The sequence below is a fragment of the Pontibacter sp. YIM B11418 genome (assembly GCF_059278805.1).
Map to the genome: position 1 here is coordinate 339,113 of NZ_JCAEMH010000003.1, position 25,869 is coordinate 364,981.

Consider the following 25,869-nt stretch of genomic DNA (forward strand, 5'->3'; position numbering starts at 1 on the left):
GGTAAATCGGCCCAATAAACGTACCTTTACCATTCGAAAATCAATCCTATCATTATACCATTATACATGACACAACAGGAAAAAATAAGCTACATCATTGGCCGCGACATGGCTGCCAACCTCAAAAAGCAGGGTATCGACATTGAAGCGGAAGCTTTTTTCAAAGGCTTAAAAGAGGTGATCGCAGGTGAGCCTTCCTCTCTGTCGCAGCAGGAAATTCAGATGGCCATGATGGCGCTACAGCAGGAGATGCAACAGAAGCAAGGCGCAAAAGGAGGTGAAAACCAGAAAGCCGGTGAGGCCTTTTTAGCTGAAAATAAAAACAAAGAAGGTGTGAAGACACTGCCGAGCGGTCTGCAGTACCAGGTGCTGGAAGAAGGCACAGGCAAATCACCAGCTGCTTCTGACAAAGTAACGACCCATTATCATGGCACATTGATTGACGGCACTGTATTCGATTCTAGCTACGAGCGCGGACAACCGGCCACTTTCCCGGTAAATGGCGTGATCGCGGGTTGGACAGAGGCGCTTCAGTTGATGAAAGAGGGTGCCAAGTGGAGACTGTTCATTCCATCGGAACTGGCGTACGGAGCACAAGGCGCCGGCGACTCGATCGGACCAAACACGGCCCTTATTTTTGATGTGGAGCTGATCTCAGTACACTAATTTAGACTACCATAATAATAAAGTGGTCCGGCTGCGTACTAAGTACGACGGCCGGACCACTTCTTTTTTTATACTCCTTTATACCTAGGCGATCTTCAGATCTGTTTCCGCCATTTCACGCAGCCAGCGACGACTCTCTTCCTGGTACAGAAAATGGTGGATGATCATAAAGTTATCACCGTCTATCAACTCGTCTCCGTTTATTTCATTTACCAGGCTGTTGTAAGCAAACACCGGCATCACGATCGCCACGAACACATTTTTGTTTACAGCGCGCAGCACCTGCGGGAAAATATACTTGAACACCCACTGCTGATCCTCTTTCTCGATGGATAGCCTGTTTTGGAGGTCCATGATCCACTTTTGAGGCTTGTAGGTCAGGACCATGTACATGATGTGGGCGTATCCCTGACGCAACTCATTGGAGCTTACCTCTCCCTCCCACTTAATATAAAGTGTTTGTTCTTCATGATTGTACTTAAGTACAAGCTGCTCCTGCAACACACTCCGGTTCTTGTCCTTTACCGAAAAATGTCTGCTGAAAGCATTGGCACCAATCAAATTGTCTCTATACATGGTAGGATCAGGTTATGCGGCGATTGGCCATTAAGTAGTAAGCATGAGTGAATTAATTTAACGAAACCCAGCTGACAAGGATTATATTATAAACAAAGATGTAATATTTATATATCATTAACAAAATATAGTTAAATATTTTATTGGATTCATATAGTAAACTTGTCTAACTGGCTTATTGACAAGTAGCTAAGCCACTAAATTATTTTGCCTTAATCATAGCCGGATACTGAAACAAAAGCCTTTAAGCAAACAAATTACCCCGGCAGACGTTCTAAACACATTTAATGCATTCACCAAAAAACATATACTCGTATGGCAAACACCGACAATGAGGGCAGAAAATTTCTGGAGAGCGTGCACCAGTTCTTCGACCATGCTGCCAGTTATTCAAAACTGGACCCTGGTATTCTGGCACAGATCAAGACCTGCAACAGCGTTTATAAAGTGTCATTTCCAGTAGAGATTGACGGCCGTGTAGAAGTGTTCGAAGGCATCAGGGTACAGCACAGCCACCACAAGCTTCCGTCTAAAGGCGGTATCCGATTTAGCATGCAGGTAGATGAGGACGAGGTGAAGGCACTTGCAACTATCATGACATTTAAGTGCGCCGTAGTAGACGTGCCTTTTGGTGGTGCCAAGGGCGGCGTTAAGATCAACCCGCGCACCAGCTCTGTGAAAACACTTGAGAAGGTAACACGTCGTTATGCTGCTGAACTAATCAAAAGAAACCTGATCGGGCCAGGTATGGACGTGCCGGCTCCTGACTATGGCACGGGTAGCCGTGAAATGGCCTGGATCGCTGATACATACCAGGCCCTCAAGTATGGCGAAACCAATGCGCTAGGCTGCGTAACAGGTAAACCCGTTGGGCAGGGCGGTATACGTGGCCGAGCAGAAGCCACCGGCCTGGGTATATTTTATGGTATACGCGAAGCTTTCAGCGATACGGACCTGATGAAAAAAGCAGGTATAGAAGGCAATACCATGGAAGGCAAGCGCATTATTGTGCAGGGTCTGGGTAATGTGGGCTACAACGCCGCCAATTTCTGCCAGCAGGACGGAGCCATCATCATCGGTATAGCCGAGCGCGAAGGAGGTATTTACAATTCCAACGGCATTGATGTGGCCGAGGCCTTTAAACACCGTAGCGAAACGGGCTCTATCCTGAACTTTGGACAGTGCAAGAACTTCGAAAACTCTGCCGATTTGCTGGAAGAAGAGTGCGACGTGCTGCTGCCTGCTGCGCTTGAAAACCAGATCAACGCGGACAATGCCGCCCGCATCAAAGCCAAAATAGTGGCGGAAGGTGCCAACGGACCCGTTACCCGCGATGCTGAGAAAATTTTGCTTCAGAAAGGCATCATCATCATACCAGACCTGTACATCAATGCTGGCGGCGTAACGGTTTCTTACTTCGAGTGGCTCAAGAACCTGTCAAACGTGCGCTTTGGGCGTATGGGCAAGCGGGCAGAAGAAGCCAGTCACCGCCGGTTGGTTAATGCGATCGAAAGTGCCTCCGGCAAGAGCATGTCTACGCACGAACGCAGCCTGCTAATACAGGGCTCTGACGAGATAAGCCTGGTACGCTCCGGGCTGGAGGACACCATGATCAATGCCTATCACGAGATCAGGGGGATGATGAACAAAAAAGACATTGAAGACATGCGTACGGCCGCTTTCCTTTCGGCTATCGAAAAGATTGGGGTAAGCTACGAAGCGCTCGGAATTTTCCCTTGATGGGTGAGCGTAACTGCAGAAACAGAGGTCAGGATTTTGCTGAAATGGCGAGGTCCTGGCCTTTTTGCATATACAGCAGCCAATCCATTGCTTCTTCCTTATCCGTGAAGTAATTGAAGTGAATGAAGTCATGCACCGGCAGCAGCGGGGATGCAGTATAGTTGCTGACCAGCGCCTTAAAATGGCCTTCTGAGAAGATAACGGCTGCGTAGATGTCTTCGCCGATTATACCGGATACCTGCGGGTAATACTCGCGGCTCAACCAGGCTTCCTGCTCCGCATCCAGAGGGCCGATTAGTGAAATGTCAGTAGTATAATAGCGGATTTTTGAGTTGGTCTTCACGAATTGAAGTACCTGCCAATACAGATTCCTGAACTGCTCCATACCTGGTTTCAATCTCCAGCTAATGCACAGCACGTTGGCTTCCTTCGAATAGTGAACAAATGCATAGGACGAATCACTGATAACCATAAGGCAAACTGCTTGGTTTCTGGTAATTATATTCGAAATATAATATGTATTTTATTTTTGTGCAAATACCATCTCTTAAAAAATTACTAATACCAATCCAATTTCAATTCTGACTTATTTTTAAAAAGCGGTGCTATTTTAAATATCCATACCCACATATCTATAGTTATATTAATCTACCATAAAACGTTCTTAATCTGTCTATTCCAATCTCACGAGAGAAAGATGCCACCATCTATGCTATAGGTATAAAATAACTCAACATGCCTAAGCCAAAACTGTGGCAGGAGCCTAATTAAAAAGGCGACGCTTGGTGTGAAGCGTCGCCTTTTTGAAGTTCTTGAGGGTATAGGCAGGTTAATCCTGCTTCAGCCACTTGCTGTAGATTTTCTGTTGCAGGGCTGTTGTTTTCTCCATCCGCTCAAATTTATAGCGAACGCTTTTGTCTGCCACGATCGGAATTTGCAGCTCCATCAGCTTCCCATCGCGCGCAACAGTTACGGGTACTTTATCGCCAATAGCTCGACCGCTGAACAACTGGGAAATATCGCTTTCCACTCTGTATCCGTCAATGGCGATGAGCTCGTCGTTGACGTTCAGGCCGCCCTCATAGGTACTGCTGCCGCGAGCCACGGTTTTTACAATAGTGCGGCCGTTTTCCAGGGCTGTACCGGCGCCCCAGTTCAGGTTGAGCACACCTTCATTTTGGTTGACAAGACGCAGACCGGCTGCCTCGAAATACTGATTGTAATCTGGTGTTTTGGTGCCGTGCACATAGTTCTGGAAGAAATCATCCAGCTTGCGACCCGCAAAGCGTTCCAGCGCCTCTTTAAATTCCTGCTCGGTAAAGCCACGGTTCAGCTTCGTGTAGTAGCGGTCGTACATGTAGCGCATCACGTCGTCCAGGCTCTTGTCACCTTTGGTGCTTTTCATGATCTCCATGTTAAGCAACTGCCCGAGCACACCGCCTTTGGTATAGTAAGACACCTCAGCATTGTTCGTGTTCTCATTGCGTCGGTAGTACTTGATCCAGGCATCGAAGCTGGATTCTGCCACTGTCTGTACATGGTTGCCCGGGGTGTTCTCTACTGAGGTGATGCTGCCCGCCACTACATCCAGATAGCGCTGTGTACTCATCAGTCCGGCCCGTTGGGTGAGCAGATCGTCGTAATAGCTGGTAATGCCCTCAGACACCCACAACAAACGGGTATAGTTTTCTTTGTCGTAATCGAAGGGGCCAAGCGGGGCCGGACGCATACGCTTCACATTCCAGAGGTGGAAGTACTCGTGGGCAACCAGCGCCATAAATCCGGTATAGCCCTGCTCGGTGCCATAGTTCCAACGGCTTGTCTGTAGTGTAGTAGAATTGAGGTGTTCCAGTCCGCCGCCTCCGCGGTGCAGGTTGTGCACAATGAACACGTAGCGGTCAACAGGCAGTTTGCCCATCAGGCTGATGCACTCCTCCACCACTTTTTTCATGTCGGCCAGCAAACGCGCTGGCTCGTAGTTGCCTTCGCCGTACATGGCTACTTCGTGGGGCACACCACCCGCTTCAAAACGCAGAACTTCATGGTTGCCAATCTCCAGCGGAGAGTCAGCCAGCACGTCGTAGTCAGGGAAGGTATAGGTAAAGTTGCCGGTGCTCTTGAGGCCAGTAGAAACAGTTTTCCAGTCTTTATAAGGTTGCACCACGAGTGTGCCCTGTTGTTTTTGATAGCCCTCCGGGTACATGAACATGCTGGTACCGTTCACATAGCCATGGGATGCATCCAGAAAGCTGGTACGCACACTCATCTCAAAAGCGTATACCTTGTAGCGCACCCGCACGGCATCCGCCTTATTGCTGTACACACGCCAGGTGTTTTTGCTGATCTTTTCGTGGCGTAGTTCCTTGCCTGATTTGTCAGTGGCGCTGAAGCCCTCCACATTTTTGGCGAACTCTCGCACCAGGTATGAGCCCGGAGCCCAAACCGGCATTTTATAATCGATGTAATTTTGTCGGGCACCGCTCAACTCCACCTCTACCTCGAAATAGTGGGTATGTGGCTCCGGCATCGACAAGGTATAGCGCAGGTCGGCTGCGAGTGCCGGGAGAACGGTTAAGAAAAAGAAGCAGAAGGATAAGAAAAGGTATAGAATAGAATGCCTTAGGTGATACATGCGGTTTAGTTGGGATTGATGTTTAAAAGCTATCCGGCATTTTACGATAAAAAGCCTGCTTTTCAAAATCCACATAATTCAGGTATAGCCCGACTGATCGGCTTAGGCACACTCCGACTGGCGATGATCGAGCCATTCGATGGCCCCCTGCAAGTCGCAAAAAGTATTCATGATGATGAACGAATTATAGCTTTTCAGCCCCAACAGCCCCGATTCTCTGATCATGTCACCGTAACAACGCTCGTCTACCACCAATGCTACATGATTGTCTGTGCCCAGGTGCATCATGATTTGCGGAAAAATCTGTACCTGCAACCAGGTTTCCTCTTCTTCGCTAAGCTTTCCAATGCTGCGAAGGTCAAATAACCATAACTTGATTCGATGATCCTTGGCAAACTGCAACGCCTTGAGCAATCCCCCCCTAAAATCCTGTGACTGCATATTCCGGTCGAACCGTAACTCCAACCTGTCTGCTACAAATCTTACTTCACAAGTATCCGCCTTAAACAATTCCATCCTCTAAGATTTAAACTGTCTGCAATATTATTAATTATATTATAATTTTTAAAACAATTATACCAAAATGTTTTTACTAAAAGATCTTTATTATATGAATAGCCTAAATCAGCCGATTAACGGCCCTTAATTTCCTGTTAAATCAGCATGACTGCTTGACTATGATAAGCTTAGCTCATGTCTAAGAGGCTGTTACCATCAACTATCCGGGAATTCTGGCACGATATTTCCATAGGTTATGTTAAGAAACCTAAACCCTACTGCTATGAAAAAGATATTTGCCTTAATGCTTGCCCCAGTCGTACTATTGTTGATTCTCATGTCAGCGGATGGCGACCAGGCAGCATCTCCAACGGAAGACACAAACCGGATGCATTTTGCCAGTGTAAGAACTGACAAACCAGAACTCGGAATGAATAACGCTAGTTCAGTAGAGACTATTGCAGCTATCAAAGCTGAAAGAACTTCATCGAAGAAAGCTACTGAAACTGATTGGATAAACGCACGTGGGACCACCCCGACGGATGCATTAGTCAATTACGCCTTGACCTTAATGGGAACCCCTTATAAATATGGCGGCACAAGCGACAGTGGTTTTGACTGTTCCGGTTTCACATCGCATGTTTATCAGGAGTTTGATGTGCCGGTGACGCGTTCTTCAACTACACAGTCTGAGGATGGTAGATCGGTATCAATGGATGAGGCGCGACCGGGAGATCTGGTTATATTTACGGGTACAAATCCGCAGGTACGTGAGCCAGGTCATGTGGGTATTGTTATCTCTGAACCAGGGGACACCATCAGTTTTGTGCACTCCTCTTCTAACGGCGGTGTTAAAATCAGTCAGGTAGAAGGCACAGGGTATGAAGTCCGTTTCCTGGATGTTAGACGCGTAATGTAAGGTATAGGCTAAACATAAAATCGCGGTAATTACGTAAGACACACTATATAGCCCGACTGGCATTCGCTGGTCGGGCAATTTTCAGCTAAAAGAAATAGATATGGTGCATCCCTACATAGCCAACTCCATCAACGCCCTGGTATTGATCCTCGCCGGTATTGCAGTTTATTTTCTATCTCCCTCCCGACCACTAGTCGCTCTGCTGGCTCCGATGTTGGGAATTTTGTTACTTGCTACCACGTATCATCTAAAGCGCCATAATCGGTTTGTGTTTCACACCGTTACTGCCCTCACCCTATTGGCCGGCTTCCTGCTGATTCTGCAAATTGATCCGGATACCTTTGTGTGGGACGCCAGGCATTTCTTTACCTTACTAATGGGTATAAGCTGCTTCTTGGCGGTATTCTCCTATGTTGCTTCTTTTTTAAGGGAACGCAGGCTGCGCAATAATACCATTTACAAAGACGACCTGTAGGCTTCTGCCGAACAGATCATGGAGGTGGGTAAAAAGAAAAAGCGCTTGGTGTAGCCCGTCAAGTTACACCAAGCGCCTTAAGAATCCTTCAAATCTTAACAAGCGGCGCCCTGTTTTGCAGCAGCACCATCACTCAAGACCAAAGGTAATATTTACTGCGCAAGCAGTAGATACTCACTGCTTACTAAGCCTGCTCACCGTTGAGGTGAACACTATTACCAAGGCTTACTAAGACGACTGATGGATTAGACATAGCACCTCCTTTCTCTTTAGTCCGACATAAACCATGCGCCGCTGCACGGGGCAGTCATACGCAAAGCCGCAGCACTCGCCGCTTTCACTGATTTATAAAGTTAAAATAACGCCGATTAGTTCACAAGGTTCTGCACTTATTTTGTCATCTTTTCTTTTCGGAGCATACATTATGGACCCTAAATTGCATACTGTATTCTTAAGTCGCTCAAAATAAAGCAAGTGCGAATTCTGAACAGGTGGTGTTCTAGTATAAGTAAACCAAACGCCATCTGTTATTTTTGCTGAAAAATAAGCATAAATACGCTGTTCTGGCCTTAAAATCGACCCGTGCCGTATTTTAGTTGAAAAATGAATTATTTTAGCTATATTTCGTTACTAATCTTATCAAACAAAAACCTAATCATGAAAAAACACCTGCTAACCCTTGTAGCGCTAATGCTGTTTTCTACCTTAGCGTGGGCACAGAAACTTTCTCCTGTTGGCCTCTGGACCAATGAAGAAGGCAAAGCTCGTTTTGAGATTTACCAGTCAGGCGATAAACTGTATGGTAAGATCGTGCAATTGAAGGAGCCGCTCAGAAATGGAAAACCAAAACTGGACGAGAACAACCCGGAAAAGAAAATGCGCAACCGTCCGTTGCAGGGCATGGTGTTCATGAAGGACTTTAAGTACGATGGCAGTAACAAGTGGGATGATGGGACCATCTACGACCCGGAAAGCGGCAAAACCTACTCCTGCTACATGAAAATGACGGGCAAAGACAAAATGGAAGTAAAAGGCTACATTGGTATTTCCCTGATTGGCAGAACGCAGAACTGGACGCGAGTAGAGTAAGTGTTGCCACTTCGCCTATATAGCATAAAAGGTTGGCCCTAAAGCCAACCTTTTATGTTTTCAACCCTTTACTGTTTTATTAAACTGATTTTTTGGCAAAAGGTTTACTATACTGATGGTCAGTATTAAAATACTTGCAGTACTTTATAAGATTTGCCACGAAACTCAAAGCTCTCTCTACTGCTTTTGCCCTCCATTGCTTTGTATAGTGGCGACAAGCCTGAAATGGCATAGAATGAATCCCCGTCGATTTTGATCTCACCCAGGCTCACACCTATAAAGTAGTTCTGGAGCTCGGTCATCACCACTGCCCCAAACGACACTTCCTTATTCTCCTTCGTAGAATTCACCCTTTTCAGCACACCCATTGTGGTGATCAGTTCATCCAGCTGCCGCGCATACATATCACGCTGAATCTGGCAGGCCTCCCTGAAGGATTCAAATTTGTCTTCAATAGCGCCGTGGTGCTCGTTGGCACTTTCCTGTGCCTCGTCCATTGCATCTTTTGCTGCCTGAATTTGCATGTTTAACAGCTTGGTTGACTCCTGGAGCAATCTTTTCTTCAATTCAAGTTCCTGTGTTAGCGTCATCATGGTATATACATTATCCGGTAAACGATCAATTTTGAAGGGGACCAAAAAATTCTGTGTTTGCTTATAACTTCAATTGTCGTGGATTGTTTTGGCTACGTAAAAACAGTAATATTTTTACTCGCGATTGAAATATTAAGCCGATTCCCAGAAGCCATATAACGCAAAAATAATCCGAATGTTGGCTACTATAACTATAAAGTTTTGGGCTATATAGCGAAGTTTCAGGATTTCATGTAACTTATACCCCACTACCAGTACTGTATTACCGGAATTTGAAGGAAACCCCAAAACGCCGCCTTACATGAAACACGCTTTACTTCTTTTGATGTGCCTCCTGATGGTTTGCCTGCATGCTACAGCCTCGCATATTGTTGGCGGCGAACTAGAGATAGAGCATCGCTCAGGCTATACCTACCGCATCACGATGAATCTCTATTTTGATGATGTGAACGGCACACCAGGTGCCCGGGACCCCTCTGCCAATATCCGGATCTTCGATAAGGGAAACAACCGCTTTATGATGGACGTGCAGCTGCCCCTGCGTAGTGATACCTTTGTGAACTACACCGATATCGCCTGCACGATCGGGGAGCTGCGCACCCGCCGCATTGTGTACTCACAGGATGTTGTCTTGTCCCCTAACATGTTCAACAACCAGCAGGGCTACTACATGGCCTGGGAGCGCTGCTGCCGCAACCGCACGATCAACAACATTGTGATGCCAGATGCTGCCGGACAGGTTTTCTACATGGAGTTTCCACCTGTCACCAAAAACGGAACGCAGTTTGTCAATTCCTCTCCCCGCCTGTTTCCACCGCTGAGCGACTATGCCTGCGCCAATGAACTGTTTTACTACGATTTTAGCGGTACTGATGCTGACGGCGACTCCCTGGTGTACGACATGGTGACCCCACTGAATGGCTATGCCACAGCAGATCCGACCAATGCCGCCCCGATCGCAAGGCCTGCGCCATACCCCGAGGTCAGATGGCTACCCGGATATAACCGCGACAATCAGATACAGGGATCTCCACCGATCATTATTGAAAAGCAGACGGGTAGACTAACAGTAAGGCCGGACCGCGTAGGCCTCTTCGTGTTTGCTGTGCGCGTGCAGGAATACCGAGGCGGTGTGAAGCTCGGGGAGGTTCGACGAGACTTTCAGCTTCTTGTAAAAGACTGTCCGCGTAACGAAAGCCCGGTTGTACAAGCAAAAGTAAACGGCCAGAGCCCCAACTACAAACAAGGCGAGGTAATCCGGATCAGCCCGGCTGATGCCCGCTGCCTGAACGTGGAGTTCACAGACCCGGACCCTAACTCCAGGATTACGCTCTATGCACGCCCTGCTAATTTCAGCAGCGACCTCTATACCTTCACCGGCACTACCACCGGCGTAGTAAACACTCCAGGAGGACAGGAATCGCTAACAGCTAATGTCTGCTTTGATGAGTGTTTCGACACGGAGGGCCAGGTCTTTAAACTGAACCTGATCGTAAAAGACAATGGCTGCAGCCTGCCGAGGCAGGATACACTGCAGGTGAGTTTCGTCATTGACCCCATCCCCAACGAACCGCCCTCCATCCAGCTCTCTCGTCCTGACAAGGTGTATACTGTCATGGAAGGCGATGTGATTGACTTCAACGTGCTCGGCTTTGACGCCGACAACGATGAGGTGACTATTTCTGCTAAAGGGCTGAACTTCGATATCAATTCTGTGCCGATCAATTTCCGAAACAGCAGTGGCATCGGGCAGGTACAGTCCCCTTTCCGTTGGCTGATTGACTGCGAAACGCTCCGGCAGGATTCCTATCAAATTGAATTCACGGCCACGTCTTTGGTATGCGGAAAAGAGTTGACAAAGACAGAAGTTATCGAGGTCAGGACGGACTATCCGAATCAGCCGCCGGTGCTCACAACAGACAAGCAGGTACTGGTGTTTGAGTTGGATCTGAATGAGCCTTTTGAGGCTAATTTTACGGGCACCGACCTGGACAAACACCTGCTGAGCATGCAGGCACGGGGCGAGAATTTCGAACTGGCCAGTTTGGGCATGGTCTTTACGTCCACCGGTGGACCTGGTACAGCTACAGGCAAGTTTAACTGGACGGCCAACTGCGATGCCTTTCAGCAGGGTGTGTTACGGGTTGATTTTATCTTACAGGAAGATGCCTGTGCTCCTTCCCCTTTGCAGCAGATCACCATGGAGTTTAAGGTAAAGGTGCCCGATTACAAGAATTTCATACCGCCCAATATTTTTACGCCAAACGCCGATGGCCTGAATGATTTCTTTGAGATTCCGGGTATGCCGGCAGACGTCTGCACAAGTACTTTCCAGCACATCCGCATCTATAACCGCTGGGGCAAAGAGGTGTTCTCAAGCACAGCCCACAACTTTAAGTGGGATGGCAAGGACGTCAATGACGGCGTGTATTACTACGTGATCGATTACGGAGCAGATAAGTTCAGGGGCTCCGTGACGCTGGTGCGCTAGTGGCTTAGGCCATAAAGAGGATCACCAGGTATAGCATGAGCCAAAGGGCTCCCAGGAAGTGCCAGTAAGTGTTGAGCATGGCTAGCTGCAGGCGGCGGTATGGGTCGCGGATGAAGATCAGGCTGCGCACCCCATCGTTAGCCATGTGGGCCGTTTTGATGAGCAGGAAAGCCAAAAAAATCATACCGCCCAGCAAGTGCAGCAGGTGCAGCGCTGTGATCAGATATAGGTAGCTTCCCGAGGCCTTGCCGGTAAAGTAAGCACCGGATAGTGTCAGTTCGCGCCAGCCCAGAATCTGTGCCCCGATAAAGGCTACTCCCAGCATGAAAGTAAAAGCCAGGTAGCGCGTCATTTTGCGGAGCTTGTCTTTTTTGTAGATGCGGGGAACCTTGCTGATGGTATAGCTGCTGAAAAGCAGGATAAGGGTACTGACGCTGAAGAACTTTGGAAGCGAGAATTGTTCGCTGCCGAAACCGCCTGTCCGAACAAAAGCCACCACCAGCACAAAGAACAGCACGCCAATACCGACCATACTCAGGTATAGCAGCATCCGGATCGGGTGCAGATGCTCGATCTTGCCAAACGCTGAGCCCTGGCGTGCGCCTACCTTATTCTTTCTGTCCTGGTTCATGTCGAGTCATCCCCCGAGCATTCCCGGCTTATGGCTACGGGCCTCCTCTATTCAATTGAATTGCGGGTAATTTATCTTATTCTGTATACCAACTAGTGGGTGTTATAGTTTTGTAAATGCCTCACAAAAAATAAGATTTACCGGTCTTACTTATCACTTGGGACAGTTTTGACCTGTGAAGGACAGCATGCAGCTTATTTCAGGAAAGCTTCCTTGCATAAAAGCTTAGCCGCTACTTTACCTTTCACCCTTGATTTGCGTTAGCAGGAGTACACGCTACTACATGCCCCATTATGATTAAATTTCTACTGCCTGTACTTTGCTTTTTACTGATAGCCTTACCGGTGCAAGCCCAGCAGAACCGGACGCCTTACACGGCCAATAACAGCATGCAGATCAGCCTGGAGGGGGAGCAAAGCACCTACGATTATCAGTCAATCAAGATGCTGGTGCGCTACGATCAGAATACCCGCAAAATAGAGTGCCTCCTGCCCATTGAAAACCTGCTGCCAGCTAACGATTCAAGTCCGGTAGCCATGGTGCAGGACATCTTTTTTGCATCCCGTTACCCAGAGCTGTATATTGAGATCGAAGCGCCGATTGAACAGATCAATGCCAGGAACAGAAACAGACAGACGCTCAACAGCAGGGTTTTCGTTAACATACAAGGTATCATCAAGGAAATGGTTATTCCGGTCACTTTCACACCTGATCGAAACGCGATCACCTTCAGCACTAGTTTTGAACTGATGCTTCAGGATCTGCGCCTGCGGGTACCTGCCCGCTACACGTCCAGGCTGACGGGGCGCATGCTGTTCACGATACACAGCGCGCGCTGGGCTGACCTTAGAAACTGATAAAACACAAATTATGCGCCTATTGCAGGCTGCCCGCCATCTTTTACACATACAGGTATACCGAAACACCCGCACCTACCTGCTCCTGCTCATCCTGCTGCTCAGCGGGTCCAGGGTGAGCTATGCCCAAAAAGTGGCGCTCGTGCTCAGCGGTGGCGGTGCAAAAGGTATAGCGCATGTGGGTGTTCTCAAAGCCCTGGAAGAAAACAACATCCCGATCGACTACATCGTGGGCACCTCCATGGGTGGCATTGTGGGGGCGTTGTACGCGGCCGGCTACTCTCCGGCCGAAATCGAGTACCTGATCCATACCGAAGCTTTTCAGGCTTGGGCCACCGGCAAGCCGGAGCAGAACTATACCTATAACTTTGCGTCGCCTGACCCCAACCCTGCCCTGCTCAAGCTGCATGTGGCGCTTGACTCGGCTTTCCAGGCCAAGCTCACTTCCAACCTGGTGAACGATGCTTCGCTTAATTTTGCCCTTGCGCAGCTCCTCTCCCAGCCTGCTGCGCACGCCGGCTACGACTTCGACAAGCTGATGGTGCCTTACCGCTGCGTTGCGGCTGACATCTTCACGCAGCAGCAGGTCATTCTACGCAAAGGACAGTTGGCAGACGCCGTGCGGGCCACACTCACGGTACCGCTCTTCTACAAGCCTATCCGAATTGAGAAGCGACTCTTGTTTGACGGTGGTCTGTACAACAACTTTCCGGTGGATGTCGCCCGCAAAGACTTTAACCCGGACATCATCATCGGGGTGAACGTATCTTCTAAAACGTACAGTGAGTATCCCTACGACAACGATGACTTTGACCTGGCCTATACCCTGCTCTACGCCATGATGTCAAACTCAGACTCCACAGCCCTGACAGATAAGGACATATACCTGCAGCCTGACCTGGGCAACCTCAATTCGCTGGATTTCAAAAATGTAGAGGACTTTTTCGCGGCTGGGTATAAGGTGACGAGTGACAACATGGATCAGATTCAGGGAAAAATAAAGCGCAGGGTGAGTGCCGAGGTGCTTGGGTCCAAGCGGGAGAAATTCAGAGGAGGATTTGAGCCACATGCATTTCGCAAGGTGGAAATTCAGGGGCTGAAAAAAAACCAGCAGGACTTTGTGCAACGCTTTTTCAGGAGCGAGCAGGAAGAAGGCTATACCATGCAGGATGTAAAAACCGGCTACTACCGCCTGGCCGCGATCGACAATTTCCGCAACTTGTACCCGACCATGCGCTACGATGCTAAGGGGAAGACCTACGACCTGCTCCTGAATGTGAAAAAAGAAGACGGCCTGAAAATAGCGTTGGGAGGCGTTATCGCTTCGCGCCCAATCGACAACATTTACGCCGGCATGGAGTACAGCGTGCTTGGTCGGCAGCTCTATACCTTTGCCGGAAGCTTCCAGACGGGCCGGTTTTACCAGGGCGCTCAGCTTCGCACCCGCATCGACGTACCTGCCAGTCTGCCTTACTACATTGAGCCTGCCTTCACGTTCAATCACTGGAATTTTCTTTCCACCACCGGTTTGCTGCTGGAGCGCAACAATCTGCCGCTACTGGAGCAGACCGACCGTAATTTTGGCCTCAACCTGGGCTTTACCAACACTTATAAAGGCAGGCTGGTACTCAGCGCAGCCTATGCGCAACACATCGACAGGTATAGCAACCGCCTGGAGATCCAGCGTTCTGACACCCTTGACCGCACCGCCATGAGCGGGCTGACGGTGGGCGCTACTTTTAGACGCGGGAGGCTCAACCGAAAGCAATATCCTTCCGGCGGGCGCTCGTTTGCAGTAACAGGCCGTATGGTAAACGCAACGGAAAGGTATAGGCCCGGTTCAACGTCTATTGAATCCCAGAACCTTTCAGCGGATCATAGCTGGTTTTATGGTCGCCTTCTTTATGAGAACTTTCTGGGCAATGGCAGTCACCGGTTCGGCTACAGGCTCGAAGGCGTGATCTCGACGCAGCCCTTTTTCAGCAATTACCGCTCTACCCTCACCATGGCACCGGCCTTTCATCCGCTTTCAGATAGCCGTACGCTGTTCCTCGATCGCTTCCGTGCACATGAATTTGTGGCCGGAGGCTTGCAATACGTCTACCTGATCACTCCCCGGCTGGAGGCTCGTACAGAGGGTTACCTGTTCCAGCCCTACCGGCCGATCCTGCAAAATGACAGACAGCAGGCCTATTACGGAAAAAAACTCACTGGCACAGGTGTGGCTGCCACGGCAGCTGTCGTCTACCACGGCATACTGGGTCCGGCTGCGCTGAGCCTGAATTATTACAACGATAAGTCCAAGGAATGGGGCGTGCTTTTTCACCTGGGATTCCTGCTGTTTCAGAACCGAGCGCTGGAGTAAGTGGGCAGGGCTTTATAATCTGTTTGGCGGCGTATACCTGCTTTTTGACAGGAACGGTTCGTTATACTTTTGCACTTAGTGGATAATCTCTATATTTGAAATCACGAAAAGTCTATACCTCCATGAAAAAACTATTTGCACTGCTATTGACTGCCGCTGTGCTGCAGGCCTGCTCACAAAATAACGCCACAACCGAAGCTCAGGAAACCACTGAAACTGTTGCTGAAACTAACGCATTTGGCGCTTCTTTCGAAGAGCAAAACGTACTCTCAGCTAGTCAATTGCAGCAAGCTGTTAGTGGCAATGATTCCATACAGGCCACCGTTGCTGCTGAAATTGCGGAAAGCTGCCAGTCAAAGGGTTGCTGGATGGATGTGAAACTGGAAGATGGCAGCACGATGAAAGTGACTTTCCGTGACTACGGTTTTTTCCTGCCTATAGAAGATCTATCTGGCAAAACGGCCGTGTTTACAGGTATAGCCAAGCATGAAGTGATCTCGGTAGACGACCAGCGCCATTTTGCCGAGGATGCAGGGAAGTCTGCTGAGGAGATTGCCGCCATCACCGAGCCAAGAGAAGAGTTGCGCTTCGTGGCCGATGGCGTGAAACTGAAATAGGCGATTACGCTATACCTATACCTGAGCGGCTGTTTTTCCGGAAGAACAGCCGCTTTGTTTTCCACTGCTATACCTTCCCTATACCTGATCAAACCGCCTTGCCTCCCGCCAGACGCAATGTGCCAGGTTGTCTGATACATAAAACTCCGACTTGTAATTTATCAGGCATCTTCGCAGGTATAGGCGCTGATGTATCTTGGCAAGCTGCGGTCCGTTCTGTATTTTTACAGACCAAACAAAATACCCTATGGACTTAGCACACGATCCGGCCACTGAGATTCAGGAGCTCACCCAACGCATAAACTACCTCAACTACCAATACTACCAGAACAGCGTCTCCGAAGTCTCTGACTACGAGTTTGACATGATGCTCGAGCGCCTGCAGAAACTGGAGCAGCAGCACCCGGAGCTACGCCTTCCTAACTCCCCTACCCAGCGCGTGGGCGGCACTGTAACGAAGAGTTTCAAGACGGTATACCACAAATCCCCGATGCTTTCGCTCAGCAACACTTACTCGGAGGAAGACCTGCGCGAGTTTGACAAGCGTGTGCGCAAGATAGTGGGGGACGAAGTGGAGTATGTGTGCGAGCAGAAGTTCGACGGCGTGGCCATCAGTCTGACCTACGAGAACGGCGAGTTTGTGCAGGGGGCCACCCGCGGCGACGGTACCAGGGGCGATGATATCACCGCTAACGTGCGTACGATCCGGGATATTCCGCTGCAGGTACACGGCAAAGATTACCCGGATAGCTTTGAGGTACGTGGCGAGGTCTTTCTGCCCCTGCAGGTGTTTGAGCAACTCAATGCCGACCGCGAAGAAGCAGGGGAACAGCTCTTAGCCAATCCACGCAATGCCGCTTCCGGCACGCTCAAGCAGCAGGACTCGGCCATTGTTGCCAGCCGCAAGTTAGGTTGTTTTTCCTATGGTTTCATGAGCTCCTCCAGTCCGTTTGACACACACTCCGAAAGTCTGCAGGCCATTCAGAAATGGGGCTTCAAGGTATCGGATACCTGGCGTAAATGCAGCTCCATCGACACGGTACTCGACTACATCAACGAGTGGGAACAGAAACGCCACGAACTGCCCATCGCCACCGACGGCGTGGTGGTGAAAGTGAACAGCTATGCCCTGCAGGAAGAGCTCGGCTATACCTCTAAAAGCCCGCGCTGGGCAATTGCCTACAAGTACCCGGCCATGAGCGCGATGAGCCGCCTGCTCGACATACAGTACCAGATCGGCCGCACCGGAGCTGTTACACCTGTCGCCATCATGGAGCCCGTGCTGTTGGCCGGAACAGTCGTGAAACGCGCCTCGGTACACAATGCCAACGAGATCCAGCGCCTCGACTTACGCTTGGGTGATATTGTGCACGTAGAAAAAGGCGGCGAAATTATACCTAAGATCACGGGTATAGAAATCAGTCAGCGCCCTGCCGACTCCATGCCCATCGTTTACCCGACCCACTGCCCGGCCTGCGGCTCCGAGCTGGTGCGCGCCGAGGGCGAGGCAAACTTTTACTGTCCGAACGAGGAAGGTTGCGCGCCGCAGATCCAGGCCAAGCTGGAGCACTTTATCTCCCGCAAAGCCATGAACATCGACGAGCTCGGCCCGAAGACCATCGAGCAGTTGTACAAAGCCGGGCTGGTGCACAACGTGGCCGATCTCTACGACATTAAATTTGAGCATCTGGTAAACCTGGAGCGCATGGGCGAGAAGTCGGCCAACAACATTCTCAACAGCCTGGAAAAATCGAAGCAGACGCCTTACGACCGCGTGCTCTTTGCACTGGGAATACGCTATGTGGGCAGCACCGTGGCCAGGAAACTGGCCGAACAATTCCCGGATATAGAAGCGCTGCGTGGTGCCCTGTATGAAGAATTAATCGCAGTGAATGAGATCGGTGACCGTATTGCACAGTCGCTAATACAGTATTTCAGTAGACCTGAGCACCAGCAACTGATCGAACGCCTGAAGGTCGCTGGGCTGCAGTTTAAAAGTGAGAAGACAGTTCCTGAAATGGAAAGCGACAAGCTGGAGGGCAAGACTTTTGTGATATCGGGAGTATTTGAGAGCGTGAGCCGCGACGAGCTGCAGCGCATCATTGTCAGCCATGGTGGCAAGGTGGTGAGCTCTATTTCAGCCAAACTCTCATACCTGGTAGCCGGCGATAAAATGGGACCTTCCAAACTCGAGAAAGCTAACAAGCTCGGCATCACCATCCTCTCCGAAGACGAGTTCTTAGGTATGGTGAGTATCTAATCAGAACATACTACAAAAAAATAAGCGCCGGTCTACAAGAGGCCGGCGCTTATTGATTTACAAACAAACAATAAAACAATTAAACTTGGGGATAGACCGCAAGGCCCTTCTTCCCGACACAGCTTGAAGGCCAGGAAGCATGCTGCAAATGGAGTCAATTAAGTGGACAAATAAAAATGAAATAGACGAACAGCCGAAAAGGATATACGAACAACCATTTCCCTTCCTTTTCAGGGTTGATCTTTTAAAAAGCGGAATTGATGGGGCAGGCTTGCCCTTCCGTATAGTATATGGCTGTGTTTATATGAGCGCGTCGTAATATTGCTTAACTTCAGTAAAAGACAGATATTACTCTTGCATTCTCGACCCATTCCCAACACAGCCTTGAACTTGATAGCCCTACCACCATTTACCATGAAGAAGCGGTATAAATTAGCCATTCACGTGGCAGCCTGGGCATTTTTTGGGGCCTGGATCTTCTACATTCAGTTTCAGCGCGGCCTTACTTTCAACAAGGCGGTTGACTCGCTGGTAGGCCTGAGCTTCGCCATGATGATCTTTTATCTCAACTGGTATGTACTGATTCCCCGGTTTCTGGCCAAAAACCGGATTTTTGCCTACCTCGGGGTTGTTTTACTCACACTCACAGTGGTAGCGCTAGTACGCTCCCCGCTCGACTTTTATGTGTTCCGGGAGTTCAACCCGGGTATGAAGGTGCTCTACTCCTCGGACCGCATTCTCAACTATGTGCTGGCCGGTTTGATCGTGGTGTTTATCAGTTCGGCCCTGAAAGTAACCGGCAACTACATCCGCAACGAGCGGCGCAACAAAGAGCTGGAAAATCAGAAACTGGCAGCTGAACTAAATTTCCTGAAGTCGCAGGTGAATCCGCATTTTCTTTTCAACACGCTCAACAACATTTACTCGCTGGCCTACAAGCAGTCGCCTGAAACGCCGGACGCCATCATGAAACTCTCACTCTTGATGCGCTACATGCTCTATGAAAGCAATGATACGCTGGTGAGCCTAGAGAAGGAAGTAGAGCACATCCAGAATTTTATCGACCTGCAGAAGTTGCGCCTGCGCGAGCAAACGAGCATCCGATTAAATGTAGAAGGTAACCTAAGCGGTAAACAGATTGCCCCGATGCTGCTGATGACGCTGGTGGAGAATGCTTTCAAACACGGCCTGGTGAGTCGCAACGAGGTGGGCATCACGCTCAACCTGGTCGTGACGGACGAATGGCTGCAGTTTTCGACGGTGAACAACAGCAGCAGTCACAAAAAAAAGGACTTTGGCGGCATTGGTTTGCAAAATCTAAAGCAACGCCTTAACTTGCTCTACGCCCACCAACACGAACTTCACCTAGAAGATAAAGACGATACTTTTTTTGCCTCGCTGAAACTGTATTTCCAACCAAAAAAATAAACCTATGACCATCCGCTGCCTTGCCGTTGACGACGAACCGCTAGCCCTCGATATTATTGAGAGCTATGTTAGCAAATTGCCTTTTCTTCAACTTGTGAAAACCTGCTCCAGCGCCACGGAGGCGATGCAGGTATTGCAGCAAGAGCAGATCGACCTGATGTTTCTGGACATTGAAATGCCTGAACTGACAGGTATACAGTTTCTGAACATACTCAAACACCAGCCGCTGATCATCTTCACGACGGCCTACCCAAATTATGCGCTGGAGGGTTTTAACCACGACGCCGTGGACTACCTCCTCAAGCCGATTCCCTTCGACCGTTTTCTGAAGGCCGTGAACAAGGCGCAGGAACGTCTGCAGCGCAGCAACAAAGCACCGGAGGCTCAGGTAACCGCCCCTGCTCCACAAGCACCCGAGCAGGATTTCATGTTCGTGAAGGCCGATTACAAGACCGTGCGTGTCGGCTTTGCCGACATCCTCTGGATCGAGGGGTTAAAAGACTACATCATTATCCAGACCAAAGACCAGAAGATCATCACGCTCCTAAGCATGAACAAGGCCATGGAAAAACTACCCGAGTCAAAGTTCATGCGCGTACACCGCTCCTTTATCGTGGCCCTGCACAAGATCGACAGCATCGAAAAAGGACGTATCCGCATCGGCAACAAAGAAATCCCGATCGGTGAGGTATACAAAGACCACTTCCTACATTGGGTGGAGGAAAATAATATACAGTAAGCTTTTTGCATTGCACATTTGCGTATCACGACTTCTTTAGAGATGATTGTGCAAAGGACTGCTCTACAATGGATAAAGGTCTTTTCGAAAAATGCTTACGCTATACCTATTCCATCTTCTTTTTTCGTCAAACAAATTTACCCTAATCACTAGAAGTCGTGCTAGGCCACAACACTTGCAGAATCCATCGGATAATTCGAACTTCGTGCTTTAGAAAAACAGCGCATGATACAAGATACATTTAAAGGAACAGGTGTTGCCCTGGTAACGCCTTTTGCCAGCAACCAGGACGTGGATTATGATGGGCTGCGTCAGTTGCTCGATTTCACCATAGAAGGTGGCGTGGAGTACCTCGTAGTGAACGGAACCACGGGTGAGTCCGTGACTACTACAACTGAAGAGAAAACCGAGATTCTGGCTTTCGTAAAGAAGCATGTCAACGGCCGTGTACCGCTGGTATACGGTTTGGGTGGCAACAACACGCGGGAGGTGCTCGACGCGATCCAGAAAACAGACCTGGAAGGTATAGCCGCCGTGCTTTCGGTGAGTCCCTACTACAACAAGCCTTCGCAACAGGGTATTATCCAGCACTATACCCAGATAGCCGACGCCTGTCCGGTGCCGGTGATCCTGTACAATGTGCCGGGCCGCACAGGCAGCAACATGACCGCCGAAACCACTGTGCGATTAGCAGCTCATAAAAACATTATTGGCATTAAAGAAGCTTCCGGCAACCTGGAACAGTGCATGTACATTGCCAAGCACAAGCCAGCCGACTTTTTGCTGATCAGTGGCGACGATATGCTTACGCTGCCGATGATCGCTTTCGGTGCCGTGGGCGTGATTTCCGTGCTAGCGAACGCATTCCCTGAGAAATTCAGCAACATGGTCCGTCTTGGCTTATCCAATCAATTCAAAGAAGCATCTGACTTGCTTTTCGATTTCGTGGATATCAACCCGATGATGTATGAAGAAAGTAATCCGGTGGGCGTAAAAGCATTGCTGGAGCGCTTTGGCGTATGCGGCGGCGCGGTGCGTCTTCCGTTGGTGGAGGCTTCTGCCGGTCTCAAAGACAGACTTTACAAGCAACTGTAGTCAGCTGCGCAAGGTATAGCAAACAGAGCAGGAAGGTTGGCGATGGTCAGCCTTCCTTTTTTGTTCGAACAGAGATATTTTCGCTATATTCGTTTTCTTCTATCCTAATACCCTACCACAATGCGCATACCTGCGATCCTGTTTCTAGCCCTGAGCATGGTGGCATGCAATAGCTCCCCGGACAAGTCACAGGCCGATACAACGGATCATGCGCATCTGGTGGAAACCGACACCAGCCTGGCAGAGGCGCCTGACTCCGCTAAGCTACCCCACGACGACGAGCTGCAGCATTATACCCCCGACACGGCCGATTTAAGCCCTGAACCCAACACGGCCGCTAAGATCATGATCGAGGGGCGCTTCCATAAACATGAGGTATGGCAGGGTGCGGAGCAAAAGTCCTGGATGGCGCTGGTGCAGCAAGACAGCGTTTTCCGGCTGCAGCCCAGTCACCTGCAGGTCACTACTTTTTTCGATCCGGTTTATGACAAAGGACGGCAGGTACAATCCGGTCGTGAAGTGCGAGGTGAACACCAGAATACACTTTTCTTCGTGACAGGTATAGCCAAACTACAGGAGAGTGAAATAGACACAGTGGGCTACTCCAATCAGGTCATTTTGCCGAATACAGCCATCGACCTCCGATATAAAGGCGAGACCTATACCCTGTCGGCCAGCGGCGACAGCATACAGCAGGAAGGATCCGAATCCTACTCGGTGCAGAACTATAAGTGGACGGTGTCAGGTACTAAGAACGGACGCAGGATTTCGCAGGAACTGGCATCTGATGAGAATTTTGAGAGTGCCATTTATGTGCTCCTCTGGGTAGGCGATCTGGACCGCGATGGTATACCTGATCTGCTGGCCGATTTGTCCAATCACTTCAACACTTCCAAGGTCACGCTTTTCCTGTCCTCTCCTGCCGAAAAGGGCAAGCTCTACAAGAAAGTGGCCGATTTTAAAACAGAAGCCTACCCCGAAATCGCCAGTCCTGACAGCCTGGTAAAACCATAAAGTTGTGCAAGCGTTATATACCTGCAAAAGCAAGGTATAGCCGTGAAAAAACACAAGGGTGAACTCGAAATAGACGAGGATATTAAACTGGAAAGCGCCAACTGGAAAGTCCAGCGGGTAGCCTGGGTCCTGATGGTCTTAGTCGTAATTGCCGCTTTGCTGGGTTTTACCGGCAATGGTGGCATTGGCAACCTACAGAAATTAAAAGCCGGCAGCAGTGCCGATGGGCTTGAGATCGAATATGAACGGTTTTTGAGACGCGGTGCCCCGGCCGAAATCAAAGTAAAACTGGTCCCCTCCGGCGGAGACTCCCTCATGGACCTGCGACTCAACAAAGATTTTTACGAGAAACTCCATGTAGAAAGGATCCTTCCTGAACCTTCGGAGCAATTCACCCACGAGCAGGGCATTACGTATCGTTTTGCTTCCGCCAACCAGCCGTTTTTAGTCATCTTCTACGTGAAGCCTGATGGCATGGGCTCCCTGCCTTTGCAATTCTCTACTTCCGAAAAAGCTGTTCGTATCACACCATTCATATACCCTTAAGTCTACGCTATGGAAACCGTTATCAGAGGATTAATCTTGTATGTGTTCCTGATGATTATTTTCAGGATAAGCGGCAAAAGAACCCTGTACGAGGCTACGGTGTTCGACTTCGTGCTCTTGCTGATCATTGCTGAAACGGCAGAGCAGGCGCTCAGTAGCGAGGATAAGTCTATTACCAATAGCTTTTTGCTGATCGTTACGCTTCTGCTTACCGACATCAGTCTCTCGCTTCTCAAACAGAAATTCAAATACTTTGGAAAGGTGCTGGACGGCGTACCGGTCATTCTCCTGGACGATGGCAAACTGCTGCACGACCGGCTGAAGAAAGTGCGGGTAGACGAGGCAGATATCATGGAGTCGGCACGGGATCTGCAAGGGCTGCAACGGCTCGATCAGATCAAGTACGCCATTTTGGAAAAAGACGGCAGGATCACCATCATCCCGAAAGAACAGTAAAAGAAGGAAATAAAAAAAGGTATAGCTTTTTCAGGCTATACCTTGCTATACCTACTGGTTACAGCGAATAAGGTCCTTGCTTAGTTGTCGGTCAGCGCATACCTGGACTCCACTTCTTTTTTGATATTATTGAGGCCATCCTCAAACTCCTCTCCTACAGTACTATCAATCAACAGACTCGAAAACTTCCGGACTGGGTTGTCTCCTATGTATTGTTCAAAATGCCAGGTAAGTTTCGTGCCCTCTTCTGTCTCTTCCAATACAAAGGTGCTGTTTGCTTTATCATTTTCTTCGAATTCGAGGTTAGTGACAAGCCGGCTTGGTGGCTCGACTTCTACAATCGTAACCACGCCCTGCCCGATGCTCCTCCGCTGGCTCTTCCAGTTGTAGCGCGCGCCTATGGCCGGGCCAGCATTAAGCTTCTCAGCTGGGTCAAGGTGGTGTCCTGGCAGCCATTTGGGCCAGTTGCGCAAATCACTGAGCTGCTCAAAAGCCACTTCAGCAGGGGCATCAATGATGATATCGCGTTGCAAATGGATCTGACGGGGCAGGCTAATCGAAATAATGCCCAGAATAGCGATTAACGTGGCAGCTCCTAGCAGTAAAGATTTTAATACATGCATATAAGTTTATGGTAAACGTAAATTCTTATCAATTCAAATTAATTTAATACAATTTTCAAAATGTCGTAAGAAATGAAAAAAACCACAGCTGTTACGCTGTGGCCTTTCTCAGATGGAAATTCAATACTAATGTATAGTGACTTATACGCAAGAGTTAAAAAAAGTATACAAGCGCGTAATATCATTTCGCCGGGCCGCTCTTAATAGTACCTGCCACTTTGTTCAGACGAGCCATAGTGATCATCGCCGAAATCGCGGAACTCATCGGCCGCGCCGTAAGAAGCGTCGTGGCGATAGCCATGGTTTCCCCGGCTGTCGAAGTTTCGGTACAGGTCGCCTTCCTCGGGGTTGTCGTAATTTGGATTATACCCTGAACTGTAGCGGTAGCGGGTCCTCTCAAAGCTGTCGGGGTTGTAGAATTGCGGATTGCCCCGGCTTACCCTTCCCAGGTCGTTTTCGGAACCATGCGGCAAGCCGTACTCTTCATGGCGTGGCACACCACTGTAGTTATTGGTTTCATAGGTGGTGTTGTAGTAATCCTCCATATCACCGCGGTAGTTGCCTTCGGGCATGCGTGGGTTCTCATACCTTGCGCGGTACTGCCGACCGGCCCCCTCGTCTTCAGGTCTTCTCCCCCAGTCGTGGCGCTCCTCGCGGTAGTACTGCTGGCGCGGATACTCCTGTTCATACTGGCGGCTGTAATCATTATAATTTTGATCTCTGTAATCTCTCATAGTTATATTTTCTCTTTTAAATGGCAGCCGCAGAAGAACGCGCTCCTGCGGCTGCATGGTTTTACAAATTAGTGTCGGTTGTGTCGATCTTCAGAGCGGCGCTGCGTGCGGCTCTCCTGTCCCCAGCGGCCGAGGTTGCTGTAATGGCTGTCCTCACCAAAGTGGTCGCGGCCCTCGGTGTGGTTACGTCCGGCAAAGCCACCGCTGTAATCGTTGTCATACATCCGGTTGTCCAGCTCGTAACGACGATACGACTCATAGTCTCCTATGGAGGAGTGGCCCTGGAAATTACGATCGCCTTGGCCTACATCATGTCCAAAGCGCTCATCACCCAAACCCGTTCGCGTCCATGAGTTGCCCAGACGACGCAGGTCGTCATAGTCGCGGTTGCTGTAGTCGGCCTGCGGATCGTAGTGTCGGTCTGAATTGTAATCGTCGTTTGGCACATAACTCATGCCATAGGGGTTGTCGTTTCTTCTGCGTCTGCTCGAAGTATAATCTTCGCCACTGTATTGTGCCCCGCCCGGCTGAAAGCGTCCCTGCCTGGAGCCGTATTCGTGGTCAATGTTGGTGTTGAAAGATCTGGTATCGTAGAAGTCGTCTTCCTGCGCACCGTAGCCGCTGTTGAAGCGCGAATCCACGGTGTAGTTGCCGCGGTCTGAGTTCTCGCCATGGTGGTGGCTGTGCGCCCAGCGTGGCTCCACGTTACGATTTTCACGGTTTTCTTCTCGGTTGTTTCTCATAGCGTTGTGTTTTAGTTCCTACATAATTCAGCTACTGTTTACGGGCATGCCCCCGCTTTGGGTTAATGACAAGTACTAAACT

At 49.5% G+C, this 25,869-nt stretch carries 25 protein-coding genes; 16 read left to right on the forward strand and 9 right to left on the reverse strand.

The genetic code is table 11. The features are described 5' to 3' along the window. The first annotated feature begins 66 nt into the window (after nucleotides 1–66). Nucleotides 67–666, forward strand: a complete 600-nt coding sequence (gene bamJ, locus AC4QZR_RS09170; RefSeq protein ID WP_494480634.1) for a BamJ family beta-barrel-assembly machinery protein — start codon at nucleotides 67–69, stop codon at nucleotides 664–666. A gap of 84 nt (nucleotides 667–750) precedes the next feature. On the opposite strand, the gene AC4QZR_RS09175 is transcribed toward bamJ, so the two are convergent. Next, a complete protein-coding gene (locus AC4QZR_RS09175) occupies nucleotides 751–1,242 on the reverse strand; it encodes a hypothetical protein (RefSeq protein WP_494480635.1) in 492 nt (163 codons plus the stop codon). Nucleotides 1,243–1,557: 315 nt separating this feature from the next. Here AC4QZR_RS09175 and AC4QZR_RS09180 point away from each other — a divergent pair, with 315 nt between their 5' ends. Beyond that, entirely contained in the window at nucleotides 1,558–2,982 is a 1,425-nt protein-coding gene (locus tag AC4QZR_RS09180; protein WP_494480636.1) for a Glu/Leu/Phe/Val family dehydrogenase, read from the forward strand. 28 nt (nucleotides 2,983–3,010) lie between these two features. Here AC4QZR_RS09180 and AC4QZR_RS09185 read toward each other — a convergent pair whose 3' ends face one another. The 3 genes from AC4QZR_RS09185 to AC4QZR_RS09195 all read right to left on the reverse strand — a co-directional run bounded on the left by AC4QZR_RS09185 (nucleotide 3,011) and on the right by AC4QZR_RS09195 (nucleotide 6,079). After that, on the reverse strand, nucleotides 3,011–3,454 hold the full coding sequence (locus AC4QZR_RS09185; protein ID WP_494480637.1) for a hypothetical protein: 444 nt from the start codon (nucleotides 3,452–3,454) through the stop codon (nucleotides 3,011–3,013). Between the two features lie 357 nt (nucleotides 3,455–3,811). Next, on the reverse strand, nucleotides 3,812–5,614 hold the full coding sequence (locus AC4QZR_RS09190) for a M61 family metallopeptidase (RefSeq protein WP_494480638.1): 1,803 nt from the start codon (nucleotides 5,612–5,614) through the stop codon (nucleotides 3,812–3,814). Nucleotides 5,615–5,716: 102 nt separating this feature from the next. Next, on the reverse strand, nucleotides 5,717–6,079 hold the full coding sequence (locus AC4QZR_RS09195) for a hypothetical protein (RefSeq protein ID WP_494480639.1): 363 nt from the start codon (nucleotides 6,077–6,079) through the stop codon (nucleotides 5,717–5,719). Between the two features lie 316 nt (nucleotides 6,080–6,395). Between AC4QZR_RS09195 and AC4QZR_RS09200 the strand changes: the two genes are divergently transcribed. The 3 genes from AC4QZR_RS09200 to AC4QZR_RS09210 all read left to right on the forward strand — a co-directional run bounded on the left by AC4QZR_RS09200 (nucleotide 6,396) and on the right by AC4QZR_RS09210 (nucleotide 8,595). Then, nucleotides 6,396–7,031, forward strand: coding sequence for a C40 family peptidase (locus AC4QZR_RS09200; protein WP_494480640.1), 636 nt, complete (start codon nucleotides 6,396–6,398; stop codon nucleotides 7,029–7,031). Between the two features lie 100 nt (nucleotides 7,032–7,131). Continuing rightward, nucleotides 7,132–7,506 (forward strand): hypothetical protein, encoded by a 375-nt coding sequence (locus AC4QZR_RS09205; protein ID WP_494480641.1) that lies wholly within the window; start codon nucleotides 7,132–7,134, stop codon nucleotides 7,504–7,506. A 657-nt stretch (nucleotides 7,507–8,163) separates the two neighbouring features. Further along, nucleotides 8,164–8,595 carry a DUF2147 domain-containing protein gene (locus AC4QZR_RS09210; protein WP_494480642.1) on the forward strand — a complete coding sequence of 144 codons (432 nt, stop codon included), beginning with the start codon at nucleotides 8,164–8,166 and terminating at the stop codon, nucleotides 8,593–8,595. Nucleotides 8,596–8,720: 125 nt separating this feature from the next. On the opposite strand, the gene AC4QZR_RS09215 is transcribed toward AC4QZR_RS09210, so the two are convergent. Beyond that, a complete protein-coding gene (locus AC4QZR_RS09215; RefSeq protein WP_494480643.1) occupies nucleotides 8,721–9,188 on the reverse strand; it encodes a hypothetical protein in 468 nt (155 codons plus the stop codon). 301 nt (nucleotides 9,189–9,489) lie between these two features. On the opposite strand from AC4QZR_RS09215, the gene AC4QZR_RS09220 reads away from it, so the two are divergent. Beyond that, nucleotides 9,490–11,679, forward strand: coding sequence for a T9SS type B sorting domain-containing protein (locus AC4QZR_RS09220; protein ID WP_494480644.1), 2,190 nt, complete (start codon nucleotides 9,490–9,492; stop codon nucleotides 11,677–11,679). A 4-nt stretch (nucleotides 11,680–11,683) separates the two neighbouring features. On the opposite strand, the gene AC4QZR_RS09225 is transcribed toward AC4QZR_RS09220, so the two are convergent. Then, the gene (locus tag AC4QZR_RS09225) at nucleotides 11,684–12,310 is read right to left on the reverse strand and encodes a cytochrome c oxidase subunit 3 (protein ID WP_253405978.1); all 627 of its coding nucleotides are present in this window, start codon (nucleotides 12,308–12,310) and stop codon (nucleotides 11,684–11,686) included. 293 nt (nucleotides 12,311–12,603) lie between these two features. Between AC4QZR_RS09225 and AC4QZR_RS09230 the strand changes: the two genes are divergently transcribed. The 10 genes from AC4QZR_RS09230 (at nucleotide 12,604) to AC4QZR_RS09275 (ending at nucleotide 23,687) form a co-directional block, all read left to right on the forward strand. Further along, complete coding sequence (locus AC4QZR_RS09230; RefSeq protein WP_494480645.1) at nucleotides 12,604–13,167, forward strand: hypothetical protein; 564 nt, start codon at nucleotides 12,604–12,606, stop codon at nucleotides 13,165–13,167. Between the two features lie 13 nt (nucleotides 13,168–13,180). Next, a complete protein-coding gene (locus AC4QZR_RS09235) occupies nucleotides 13,181–15,532 on the forward strand; it encodes a patatin-like phospholipase family protein (RefSeq protein WP_494480646.1) in 2,352 nt (783 codons plus the stop codon). 122 nt (nucleotides 15,533–15,654) lie between these two features. Beyond that, nucleotides 15,655–16,149 (forward strand): DUF4920 domain-containing protein, encoded by a 495-nt coding sequence (locus tag AC4QZR_RS09240; RefSeq protein WP_494480647.1) that lies wholly within the window; start codon nucleotides 15,655–15,657, stop codon nucleotides 16,147–16,149. 247 nt (nucleotides 16,150–16,396) lie between these two features. Continuing rightward, nucleotides 16,397–18,409, forward strand: coding sequence for an NAD-dependent DNA ligase LigA (ligA, locus tag AC4QZR_RS09245; RefSeq protein WP_494480648.1), 2,013 nt, complete (start codon nucleotides 16,397–16,399; stop codon nucleotides 18,407–18,409). A 414-nt stretch (nucleotides 18,410–18,823) separates the two neighbouring features. After that, complete coding sequence (locus AC4QZR_RS09250) at nucleotides 18,824–19,837, forward strand: sensor histidine kinase (RefSeq protein ID WP_494480649.1); 1,014 nt, start codon at nucleotides 18,824–18,826, stop codon at nucleotides 19,835–19,837. Between the two features lie 4 nt (nucleotides 19,838–19,841). Then, nucleotides 19,842–20,576 carry a LytR/AlgR family response regulator transcription factor gene (locus AC4QZR_RS09255; protein WP_494480650.1) on the forward strand — a complete coding sequence of 245 codons (735 nt, stop codon included), beginning with the start codon at nucleotides 19,842–19,844 and terminating at the stop codon, nucleotides 20,574–20,576. A 225-nt stretch (nucleotides 20,577–20,801) separates the two neighbouring features. After that, entirely contained in the window at nucleotides 20,802–21,671 is an 870-nt protein-coding gene (gene dapA / locus AC4QZR_RS09260) for a 4-hydroxy-tetrahydrodipicolinate synthase (RefSeq protein ID WP_494480651.1), read from the forward strand. Between the two features lie 120 nt (nucleotides 21,672–21,791). Then, entirely contained in the window at nucleotides 21,792–22,685 is an 894-nt protein-coding gene (locus AC4QZR_RS09265; RefSeq protein WP_494480652.1) for a hypothetical protein, read from the forward strand. Nucleotides 22,686–22,727: 42 nt separating this feature from the next. After that, nucleotides 22,728–23,231, forward strand: coding sequence for a hypothetical protein (locus AC4QZR_RS09270; RefSeq protein WP_494480653.1), 504 nt, complete (start codon nucleotides 22,728–22,730; stop codon nucleotides 23,229–23,231). 9 nt (nucleotides 23,232–23,240) lie between these two features. Next, nucleotides 23,241–23,687, forward strand: coding sequence for a DUF421 domain-containing protein (locus AC4QZR_RS09275; RefSeq protein ID WP_494480654.1), 447 nt, complete (start codon nucleotides 23,241–23,243; stop codon nucleotides 23,685–23,687). Nucleotides 23,688–23,767: 80 nt separating this feature from the next. Here the strand turns inward: AC4QZR_RS09275 and AC4QZR_RS09280 are convergent, their stop codons facing one another. The 3 genes from AC4QZR_RS09280 to AC4QZR_RS09290 form a co-directional block, all read right to left on the reverse strand. Further along, nucleotides 23,768–24,310, reverse strand: coding sequence for an SRPBCC family protein (locus AC4QZR_RS09280; protein ID WP_494480655.1), 543 nt, complete (start codon nucleotides 24,308–24,310; stop codon nucleotides 23,768–23,770). Nucleotides 24,311–24,510: 200 nt separating this feature from the next. Beyond that, entirely contained in the window at nucleotides 24,511–25,044 is a 534-nt protein-coding gene (locus tag AC4QZR_RS09285) for a hypothetical protein (protein ID WP_494480656.1), read from the reverse strand. A 68-nt stretch (nucleotides 25,045–25,112) separates the two neighbouring features. After that, entirely contained in the window at nucleotides 25,113–25,787 is a 675-nt protein-coding gene (locus tag AC4QZR_RS09290; protein ID WP_494480657.1) for a hypothetical protein, read from the reverse strand. Nucleotides 25,788–25,869 lie beyond the last annotated feature (82 nt).

Excerpts from the sequence above, each read along its gene's own strand:
- AC4QZR_RS09200 (WP_494480640.1), top strand. The coding sequence starts at position 6,396 with ATGAAAAAGATATTTGCCTTAATGCTTGCCCCAGTCGTACTATTGTTG.
- AC4QZR_RS09230 (WP_494480645.1), top strand. The coding sequence starts at position 12,604 with ATGATTAAATTTCTACTGCCTGTACTTTGCTTTTTACTGATAGCCTTA.
- AC4QZR_RS09190 (WP_494480638.1), bottom strand. The coding sequence starts at position 5,614 with ATGTATCACCTAAGGCATTCTATTCTATACCTTTTCTTATCCTTCTGC.
- bamJ (WP_494480634.1), top strand. The coding sequence starts at position 67 with ATGACACAACAGGAAAAAATAAGCTACATCATTGGCCGCGACATGGCT.
- dapA (WP_494480651.1), top strand. The coding sequence starts at position 20,802 with ATGATACAAGATACATTTAAAGGAACAGGTGTTGCCCTGGTAACGCCT.
- AC4QZR_RS09215 (WP_494480643.1), bottom strand. The coding sequence starts at position 9,188 with ATGATGACGCTAACACAGGAACTTGAATTGAAGAAAAGATTGCTCCAG.
- AC4QZR_RS09265 (WP_494480652.1), top strand. The coding sequence starts at position 21,792 with ATGCGCATACCTGCGATCCTGTTTCTAGCCCTGAGCATGGTGGCATGC.
- AC4QZR_RS09225 (WP_253405978.1), bottom strand. The coding sequence starts at position 12,310 with ATGAACCAGGACAGAAAGAATAAGGTAGGCGCACGCCAGGGCTCAGCG.
- AC4QZR_RS09175 (WP_494480635.1), bottom strand. The coding sequence starts at position 1,242 with ATGTATAGAGACAATTTGATTGGTGCCAATGCTTTCAGCAGACATTTT.
- AC4QZR_RS09250 (WP_494480649.1), top strand. The coding sequence starts at position 18,824 with ATGAAGAAGCGGTATAAATTAGCCATTCACGTGGCAGCCTGGGCATTT.
- AC4QZR_RS09280 (WP_494480655.1), bottom strand. The coding sequence starts at position 24,310 with ATGCATGTATTAAAATCTTTACTGCTAGGAGCTGCCACGTTAATCGCT.
- AC4QZR_RS09290 (WP_494480657.1), bottom strand. The coding sequence starts at position 25,787 with ATGAGAAACAACCGAGAAGAAAACCGTGAAAATCGTAACGTGGAGCCA.
- AC4QZR_RS09235 (WP_494480646.1), top strand. The coding sequence starts at position 13,181 with ATGCGCCTATTGCAGGCTGCCCGCCATCTTTTACACATACAGGTATAC.
- AC4QZR_RS09240 (WP_494480647.1), top strand. The coding sequence starts at position 15,655 with ATGAAAAAACTATTTGCACTGCTATTGACTGCCGCTGTGCTGCAGGCC.
- AC4QZR_RS09285 (WP_494480656.1), bottom strand. The coding sequence starts at position 25,044 with ATGAGAGATTACAGAGATCAAAATTATAATGATTACAGCCGCCAGTAT.
- AC4QZR_RS09210 (WP_494480642.1), top strand. The coding sequence starts at position 8,164 with ATGAAAAAACACCTGCTAACCCTTGTAGCGCTAATGCTGTTTTCTACC.
- AC4QZR_RS09185 (WP_494480637.1), bottom strand. The coding sequence starts at position 3,454 with ATGGTTATCAGTGATTCGTCCTATGCATTTGTTCACTATTCGAAGGAA.
- AC4QZR_RS09275 (WP_494480654.1), top strand. The coding sequence starts at position 23,241 with ATGGAAACCGTTATCAGAGGATTAATCTTGTATGTGTTCCTGATGATT.
- AC4QZR_RS09255 (WP_494480650.1), top strand. The coding sequence starts at position 19,842 with ATGACCATCCGCTGCCTTGCCGTTGACGACGAACCGCTAGCCCTCGAT.
- ligA (WP_494480648.1), top strand. The coding sequence starts at position 16,397 with ATGGACTTAGCACACGATCCGGCCACTGAGATTCAGGAGCTCACCCAA.
- AC4QZR_RS09220 (WP_494480644.1), top strand. The coding sequence starts at position 9,490 with ATGAAACACGCTTTACTTCTTTTGATGTGCCTCCTGATGGTTTGCCTG.
- AC4QZR_RS09180 (WP_494480636.1), top strand. The coding sequence starts at position 1,558 with ATGGCAAACACCGACAATGAGGGCAGAAAATTTCTGGAGAGCGTGCAC.
- AC4QZR_RS09205 (WP_494480641.1), top strand. The coding sequence starts at position 7,132 with ATGGTGCATCCCTACATAGCCAACTCCATCAACGCCCTGGTATTGATC.